The sequence below is a fragment of the Marseilla massiliensis genome (assembly GCF_016899855.1).
GTDB lineage: Bacteria > Bacteroidota > Bacteroidia > Bacteroidales > Bacteroidaceae > Prevotella.
The window spans coordinates 1-1,843 of record NZ_JACJJG010000194.1; the positions used below are offsets into that span (position 1 = coordinate 1).

The window sequence follows — 1,843 nt, forward strand, 5'->3', positions numbered from 1 at the left end:
GAGGAGATATGTTTAGTAGACAAGCAGGGATTTATTAGTAGACAAGCAGACGAGGGACGAGCAGACAAGGAGATTTGCCATGCAGGAATATAGGTAAGAATAAAAATCTAAGGATCTAGTCAAATCTCCTTGTCTGCTCGTCCCTCGTCTGCTTGTCTACTAAACATATCTGCTCGTCACTTGTCTACTTGTTGACTAAAAAACAATATTATAGGAAGTTATACGTTATGGTAAATATATGGAATGGACAGACAGGATACGGCACGTCAAGATATTTCTCGTCGTAGCGGCAGTGGCTATAGCCGTGGTTTCGCTCGTTGTATCCAACTCGCTTGTACGCGAGCTGGCGGACGAGGAACACAACAAGATGGAAGTGTGGGCAGAGGCCATGCGCTCGCTTAACATGGCTGACGACAACACCGACCTTAACCTCGTGCTGAAAGTCATCAACGAAAACAACACGATACCCGTAATCGTGACCGACGCAAGCGGCAACGTACAAACCTTCAGGAACGTAAACCTGCACGGAGAGACCTTTGCCGACAGCATGGAATACGCCTCGACATTGAGCCGGAGGCTAAGCGACGAGGGCAAGGAAATAAGGATTACGCTGGGCGAAAACGCACGCGACGGATACATCAACGTATGTTACGACGACTCGGTTATGCTGAAGCGCCTGGCGGCCTACCCGTATATACAGCTCGGAGTGGTCATGCTGTTTGTCGTTGTGGCGATATTCGCACTGCTAACATCAAAGAAAGCCGAACAGAACAAAGTGTGGGTGGGACTGTCGAAGGAGACCGCGCACCAGCTCGGAACGCCAATATCAAGCCTCATGGCATGGACGGAAATACTGAAGGAGAACTATCCCGACGACGAGCTGATACCCGAAATGGACAAGGACGTGAAGCGCCTGGAGCTGATAGCAGACAGATTCTCGAAAATAGGTTCACTGCCCGAGCCGGTTCCGGCAAGCCTGAAAACGGTGATGGAGCACGTAATCGACTACATGGACCGCCGCACATCGTCTAAGGTTACTTTCATAAAAGACTTTCCGGACAATGACATTACCGTAAAGATTAACGCCTCGCTGTTCGAGTGGGTAATAGAAAACCTCTGCAAGAACGCCGTTGACGCAATGGAGGGCAGCGGCACAATAACGCTCGCCATGGCGCGGACGGCAGACAAGGTGGCAATAGAAGTAAGCGACACGGGCAAGGGCATAAGAAAAAAAGACATTGGAAACGTATTCAAGCCGGGCTTCACAACGAAGAAACGGGGCTGGGGACTGGGACTGTCACTTGCCAAACGAATAGTCGAGGAATACCATAAAGGACGCATATTCGTGAAAAGCTCCGAAATAGGCAAGGGCACAACGTTCCGCATAGAACTGGCGGGATGAACGCGCCTTGTCTTGTCCTGGCAAAAGTTGACACATTTATGAACAATAAAAAATGTGTAAAACAATGCGAAAGAGTCCAACAAAGTACAGCGAGGAGTTCAAATTGAGCGTCCTTCGTGAGTATTACTCGTCAGGCATGAGCAAGCGCAAGTGTGCAAGGAAGTATGGCCTGTGTAATCCGACGTTATTGTCGTCATGGCTGTCAAAATATGGTGAGAAAACCTTATCTTTGCCGTCGGAAGAAGAATATGACGACATGGCAAGACGCAGCAAGGAGGAATACAGGGAAGAGAACGCGGCCCTGCGCAAGCGCGTGCGCGAGTTGGAGAAGGCGCTTGCGTACTCGCGTTTGGAGACGGAGGCGCGCGACGTGATGATAGACATCGCCGAGCGTGAGTATGAAATATCCATAAGAAAAAAACATGGGGCCAAGCAGTGACG

General features: G+C 49.8%; 2 protein-coding genes. Both read left to right on the forward strand.

Going from position 1 to position 1,843, the window contains the following annotated elements; translation table 11 throughout:
- The first annotated feature begins 238 nt into the window (after nt 1-238).
- A complete protein-coding gene (locus H6A34_RS14290; RefSeq protein WP_205106060.1) occupies nt 239-1,402 on the forward strand; it encodes a sensor histidine kinase in 1,164 nt (387 codons plus the stop codon).
- A 64-nt stretch (nt 1,403-1,466) separates the two neighbouring features.
- Nucleotides 1,467-1,841, forward strand: a complete 375-nt coding sequence (locus tag H6A34_RS14295) for a transposase (protein ID WP_205106061.1) — start codon at nt 1,467-1,469, stop codon at nt 1,839-1,841.
- Nucleotides 1,842-1,843: the final 2 nt, after the last annotated feature.

Excerpts from the sequence above, each read along its gene's own strand:
- H6A34_RS14290 (WP_205106060.1), top strand. The coding sequence starts at position 239 with ATGGAATGGACAGACAGGATACGGCACGTCAAGATATTTCTCGTCGTA.
- H6A34_RS14295 (WP_205106061.1), top strand. The coding sequence starts at position 1,467 with ATGCGAAAGAGTCCAACAAAGTACAGCGAGGAGTTCAAATTGAGCGTC.